The organism is Mogibacterium kristiansenii (genome assembly GCF_009695905.1).
Taxonomy (GTDB): Bacteria; Bacillota; Clostridia; order Peptostreptococcales; family Anaerovoracaceae; genus Mogibacterium_A; species Mogibacterium_A kristiansenii.
The window spans coordinates 43,733-50,340 of the sequence record NZ_VUNA01000015.1; the positions used below are offsets into that span (position 1 = coordinate 43,733).

General features: G+C 52.4%; 4 protein-coding genes and 1 pseudogene. 1 reads left to right on the forward strand and 4 read right to left on the reverse strand.

The window, feature by feature from the left end; translation table 11 throughout:
- Nucleotides 1–41: 41 nt before the first annotated feature.
- Complete coding sequence (locus tag FYJ65_RS09890) at nucleotides 42–698, reverse strand: nucleotide-binding domain containing protein (protein WP_331469455.1); 657 nt, start codon at nucleotides 696–698, stop codon at nucleotides 42–44.
- A 6-nt stretch (nucleotides 699–704) separates the two neighbouring features.
- Nucleotides 705–1,318, reverse strand: a pseudogene (locus tag FYJ65_RS09895) (four-carbon acid sugar kinase family protein); the annotation flags it as partial.
- Nucleotides 1,319–1,486: 168 nt separating this feature from the next.
- On the opposite strand from FYJ65_RS09895, the gene FYJ65_RS07750 reads away from it, so the two are divergent.
- Complete coding sequence (locus FYJ65_RS07750) at nucleotides 1,487–2,680, forward strand: glycerate kinase family protein (protein ID WP_154554750.1); 1,194 nt, start codon at nucleotides 1,487–1,489, stop codon at nucleotides 2,678–2,680.
- 48 nt (nucleotides 2,681–2,728) lie between these two features.
- Here FYJ65_RS07750 and FYJ65_RS07755 read toward each other — a convergent pair whose 3' ends face one another.
- Complete coding sequence (locus FYJ65_RS07755; protein ID WP_154554751.1) at nucleotides 2,729–4,216, reverse strand: pectinesterase; 1,488 nt, start codon at nucleotides 4,214–4,216, stop codon at nucleotides 2,729–2,731.
- Between the two features lie 467 nt (nucleotides 4,217–4,683).
- Nucleotides 4,684–5,712 carry a hypothetical protein gene (locus tag FYJ65_RS07760; RefSeq protein WP_154554752.1) on the reverse strand — a complete coding sequence of 343 codons (1,029 nt, stop codon included), beginning with the start codon at nucleotides 5,710–5,712 and terminating at the stop codon, nucleotides 4,684–4,686.
- Nucleotides 5,713–6,608 lie beyond the last annotated feature (896 nt).

Here is a 6,608-nt window from a genome sequence, read left to right on the forward strand (position 1 = left end):
CGAATTATTTGACCTTGTTGTTATTTAACAAATATTGCTTTTTATTTTCCCCCTAAAAGCACTTCCGCCGCGGCTTTCAGAGTTCCGTCCTCACCCACATTTCCCGGGAAGATGACGTACGGCGTTCCCGGGAAACGGCTTTCCGCTCCGGTCTGCCACACCGGAATTCCCGGCTGAATCTGTCCCAGCACGCGAGCTTTTTTTACCGCCAGCGCCTTGGTACCCACATCGCTGGAAGTAATGCCGCCTTTTGCGATGACGAAAGCCGGTGTGACCGACAGCCGTCCCACCAGAGACTGCACCGCATCAGAAATCCGCACGGAGAGGCGCAGCTCGTCCTCCCGGTCGCCGGTATCCGCCGTAATCAGGCCTCGGGTGGTGTAGCAGCACACCGTCTGCCCGTTCCGGATGCAGCGCTCCTCCTCTGCCAGGCAGCGGGCCACTTCCTGCTCAAAGGCTCCCTCGTCCCGAACCAGCGTCGCATCCAATTCAATAAACGCAATGTCCTCCCGCTCCCGGAGCCGGCTCAGCTGCCGGGTGGTTTTGTCCGTGTGGGAACCCACCACGATGATTCCGCCGTTGGCGGTTTCCTTCTGGACCATATCCTCCCGGGTCAGAAGCGGCCGTTCCGAAATGCCGCCCAGCACCCGCACCAGGGATGCCGCCGTCCGGAACAGAAAGTTCTTGCCGGCGGCCATGGCCCGAAGCAGCGCAACGCAGAATACCTTCAGGTCCGGATAATCCACCGCATTCACCACGACTTTATTGAAATCCTTCACGTCCATCAGCTGCTGCTGAATCCGGTCGAAATTCATTTCATGCAAATCTTTCAAGGAGATGCAGGTCACCGCTTCCTTCCGGAACTTTCCGCCGGTCTTCTCCTCCACGTACTCCGGCAGGGTCTCCGACACGTATCCGAAGGTGGGGTCCTTGGCGAACTCCGTTTCATTGGCCGGCACCAACTCTTCGCCGTATTTCACATAGTGGATGTTGTCCAGGGTGAACCGGCCGCCTTTGCCGCCTTGTCGGTGGCCTCTGCGACCTCCCGGTGTGCTTTTATCGTTTCCGCCTCCGTAAAACCCCTGGAATTGGTCAGCACGTAGAACAGATTCTCTTCCTCTTGAAAACCCGCCGCCAAATCCTCCGGCGTCCAGTGGGTATACACCGACACGTCGTGCACCGTCTGCACCCCTGTCGGATCATCGTCCAGTACCACCAGCTTCTTCCGATTCCGGCGAAGCTCCTCCTGCAGCAGCGCATCCACGTGCGCTTCATCGATTTCCGCATACTGCGTCAAAATATCTGCCTGTTTCTTCATATATCTCTCTCCTGTCCCAATAGCAGAATCCCCTCGTACTTGCTATAATATTTCTGATTTATATTGTAATATATCGGCGGAAAGATTTCCACTCACTATGGCATTAAGAAAATAAAACACTTGACAACGGGCATCTCGCCGGTTCCCGCATACAGAAAGGATTTTTTTATGAAGATTGTAATCGCGCCGGATTCCTTCAAGGGATCCCTCACCGCCTCTCAGGTCTGTGACATCGCGGCAAACGCCGCCCGGGAGGTATTCCCGGATGCTGCCGTTCAGAAGCTTCCCCTGGCGGACGGCGGGGAAGGCACCGCGGAAGTGCTGATGAACGTCCTCCCCGGTGAAATCCGCACCGTGCAGGTCCGCGGCCCTTTAGGGACTCCGGTCACCGCCCGCTACGGCATCGTTCCATCCGCACCCACCGCTTCTGCACGGGAAACGCCGGAGCATCCCCTCCCAAAAACAAAAATCGCCATCATGGATATGGCCGGCGCGTCCGGCCTGACCCTGGTGCCCGAGGCGGAGCGGGATGTCTTCCATTCCAACACCTTCGGCACCGGCGAGATGATTCTGGATGCCATCTCTCAGGGCTGTCGGCATATCTACCTGGGCCTGGGCGGCAGCGCAACCAGCGATGGCGGGATGGGCATGGCCGCCGCCCTTGGCGCCGTGTTCCGGGACGAAAACGGCATGCCCCTGGATCCGATGCCCGCATCCATGCATCGAATTGCGGCGGTGGATGTCTCCCGGCTGGACCCCGCCGTTTCCCGGATCCCCATCACCGTCATGAGTGACGTGAAAAACCCTCTCTTGGGGCCGGAAGGCGCGGTGTACGTGTACGGACCCCAGAAAGGTATTCCGGCAGAGCGGCTGGCCGACATGGATCAAGCCATGGCTCACTACATCGATTGCGTAGAATCCGCCCTCCAAAAAAAATCCATCCGCCACGCACCAGGTTCCGGGGCGGCCGGGGGTCTCGGCGCCGGACTGCTTGCTTTTACCCGCAGCGAAATTTCCTCCGGCATCGAGACGGTATTGAAGCTTCTGGAATTCGATGAGCATCTGGAATCCGCGGACCTGGTCATCACCGGTGAAGGGCGCATGGATTTCCAGTCGGCTTACGGCAAAGTGGTGGCCGGCGTGGCGGCGCACTGCAAAACCCACCAAATACCTTGCTTCGCCTTGGCGGGAAGCATCGAGGACGGCGCCGAGGCGCTGTACGATTTCGGAATTTCCGGGATGATGCCCCTGGTGGACCGCATTGAATCCCTGGATTCGGCCATCCGCGATGCGGAGAAGAATTGCTTCCGCGCGGCGGTGCGGCTGCTCCGCATCGTGAAGGCCGGGATGGAGATACGGTAAAAAATAACGGCTGCGATTTTGCAGCCGTTATTTCGTCAATTCATGGAATTATTTGGTATATTTTTTCTTCTTTCTTGCAACCGTTGTACCAATGGCAACACCACCACTAATGAACAGCAAAGCAGCCCACAGTGAAAGATTGCTGTCGTCTCCGGTATTCGGAGCTACTTTTTTCCCCGTAGTTTTTCCGTTGGTCTTGCTCGGAGTGGTATCGTCATCACCATTATCCGGATCGGTCGGATCCGCTTCTTTTTCCCAAGTAGCAGTATACGTTACATTCTTAGTTACGGTTTCCTCTACCGCCGGACTCCACCCGGTGAATTTGTAACCCTCTCTGGAAGGATCTTCGCCATCGAATTTCGGCGTTCCATCTCCTGCCGGAACAATCTGTGTCTGATCTTTGAAGATTTCCTTATCATCCACACCATCGGTATACGTTACGGAATAACCCTCTTCATCATATGTCTCACTGTAGCCACAGTAATTGCAGACTTTCTTCACGCGACGAACGTACTTGTCCGTATCAGTCTTTTCCCAGTCCGATGTGCTTCTCTCATAAGCATTGTCTTTATAACCATCGGTGTAGTTGTCACAAACCTCGTGACCCACCATCTTGCCATCCTTGAATGCATCATGGCCATCGACGGTAACCACACTTCTGCCGGTATTATTGGAAGATGCCTTTCCGCCGAAGCCAAACCATCTGCTGCATGTCACCGAATCGCGGAAAATATCAACACCCTCAGCAGTGTTGTTAATCGTATTTGTTCCGGAAATGTTCAGTCTGTACTTAAAGTTTCCCATATTCTGATCGTTGATGTTCAGCACCGACTTATTTTTTTCAGCGGAATTATTCACCGTGCAATTGCTGAAGTTCACCGTGATGTCGTTTTTTCCGGCACCGAAATCCGTATACACGTTAACGGTTTTTCCGGATGTATTAAAGGTACACCCATCGAAAGTCATCTCCGGCGAGCTGTATGTCCACAGTGCATAATCACCCTTCGGTGCGTTGAAGGTTGTGTTTTTGAACATTGCGGAAGTATACCCCCAGTAGAAGGTCTTTCCGTTAATAGTACAATTCTCCGTAATTGTCCTATCTGCACGAATAAAGCCCAGATAATTCGCAGTGCTCGACTGCAATGTCATGTTCTTAAAAGTAATTGTACCTGCACCGTCAAAACTGTAGTCTCCGTTATATTCCGTTCCAAATTTGTCCGGATCCGGCATTGTTGCACCTATTCCCCATTCTGTTTTGTCAGCGCCCTTTCCGACAAAGGTGAGGTTCTTTCCCTTTGTGTCGGCGCCCTTCTTATACAGGGTATATTTTCCCTCTCCCAGAACGATAGTGTCTCCGCTCTTTGCAGCTGTTACTGCTGCCTCCAATGTTTCGTAACCGGTTTCGCCAATCCATGCCACATCTGCAGATCCTACCGGTACAACATCATCATCCGCAAATGCCGCAACGGCCAGCGTTCCCACCAGAACCATGCTGCACACTAAAACTCCCAATAACTTCCCAAATCTCTCTTTCATAATTGTTCCTCCAATTTAGCCCAGATAAATTGACCGATTGTTTCCCCGAGAGTGAATATGATACACTTTTGTCTCTTAGAGACTTTCTTAGTATATTATCAACTCCTTCACTTTTTTCGTCAATAAACTGGCAGTTTAATTCCGGTTTACTTTCACTTCCATGTTCTGTCGCAATTTATTCCAACAAAAAGAGGTGGGTCCCACAGACTCACCTCTTTCTCATCTTATTCCATTTTCAATACTTGAAACACCTTTGCGGAAATCTTCGAACTGCCCTTATTCAAACGTCATAATACAGATATTTTCCAATCAAAAGGAATCCAAAAATTTCCATCAAACATATCGCCGTCGGAACTTCGTACTTCTTGTTCGCATAACAGATTACGCCCCCAATAAAAACAATTTCATGCACCAGAAGGCCGGAAAAATATCATCCGACAAAAGCAAACCGACTCCCCTTTAACCTCTTACTCCTTCTCCTCCGGATTTAAATTTCCTCCTTCCGGAATCTGTTTCACTGTCTCATCCGGTACCTCTGTCGGCGGCGCTTCCCGGAATTCCACCCGGATGCGGCTGGTTTTACGAACATTTTTTACCGTAATCGAATCGGCGGAAGGGTCGAATTCGATGGCTTTGCCGTTCACCGTCGCACCGGCGATTTCATATCCCTCTTCCGGCGTCACGGCGAACTCCGCATCCTTGCCCCACTTTACCCAGCGGGCCCCGGCAATCGTTCCGTGTTCTCCGTGAGATGTAGTCACTTTAAATTTCTCCGTATAGTTCAGGCCCTTGATGCGGAGAATCATGGCGATGCGCGGATTTCCGTTGTATTGACCGTTCACGGTACGCAGCATGCGGGACAGCTTCAGGTAACCGTTTTTGTCACAAATGCTGCCGTTGTTCACCATATACCAGAGCATTTTGCCAGTGCCTTCTTCTCTGCCGGCATAGATCTGGATGTGATGCCCTTTTCCGTTCTTCTTCACCACGGAAACCAGGTCGCCCTTCTTGAGACTCTTGGTTCCCTTTCGCTTCACCAAAGTGGAAGCATAGACCCCTTTCTTGGCAATCTTAATCTGCTGGAATTTCTTGTTCTTCCGAACTTTCTTCTTGTCCTTTCCTTCGATGCTCTGACCCTGCACCCAGAATTTCTGACCCACCGGGAGTACCTTGTACCGTTGGAGACACCAGGATGCGTAGTCCGCACAGTTCAGCTGCACTCTTCGGTGAATCTTCGTCAGATGTTTTCTATTGAAATTCTTATCGTATTTCTTCGTCGGTGAACCCGGGTCTCCGTGGTATTTAGCCTTTTCGTTGGAAACCTTGATGGCCACCATCCGGCACTGCTCCAGCCAATCGTTTACGTTCATGGTTCGGGTAAACGCACAGGCTTGGTTTTCCCGCATCATGGGATACACGCCGCCCATCAGACCTACCATCATCACCACAATCAGCGTACGACAAATTCCTCTTTTGTATTTTCTTTTCGAATTCATTTCTCCCCCTGATAATTTGAATTACATAATTACACAAGATATATTGTGCTACCCCCCCCCCATTTTTATGTCAAGTAACTGTTAGTTTAATATCTTGTTATATTATATATATTCGTCGCATTCTCTTCTTATGGGAAAAGGGAAGCCCGGGTTGCCGGAGGCTCGGCCGGGCCTGGTTGGCGTGGCCCGACGAAGAATTAAGGTTTTGCGGGGAGGGCGACGCCAACAAGGGCGCCGGCGGACCGGGAAAATCCGGGCCTGGTTGGCGTGGCCCGACGAAGAATTAAGGTTTTGCGAGGAGGGCGACGCCAACAAAGGCGCCAGTGGACCGGGAAAATCCGGGCCATGTTGGCGTGGCCCGACGAAGAATTAAGGCTTTGCGGGGAGGGCGACGCCAACAAAGGCGCCGGCGGACCGGGAAATTCCGGGCCTGGTTGGCGTGGCCCGACGAAAAATTAAGGTTTTGCGAGGAGGGCGACGCCAACAAAGGCGCCGGCGGACCGGGAAATTCCGGGCCTGGTTGGCGTGGCCCGACGAAGAGTTAAGGCTTTGCGGGGAGGGCGACGCCAACTGAGGCGCCGGCGGACCGAGAAAATCCGGGCCTGGTTGGCGTGGCCCGACGAAGAGTTAAGGCTTTGCGGGGAGGGCGACGCCAACTGAGGCGCCGCCGGACCGAGCCGATAGGCGTGGTGCTTCCGAACGAAGAAATAAGATAATATGAAATGACCTCACATTTGTAATATCGTGGATTCGCCACTATACTGTAATTGACGACTAAATCAATAGACAGTGGTTTACCACATACAAAAGGAGGTCATTTATGAATAGAATACTAAAAATCGGAATGGATGTCCATAGCACCAGCTACACTTTATGTGCAATGGAGCCCGTGCTTG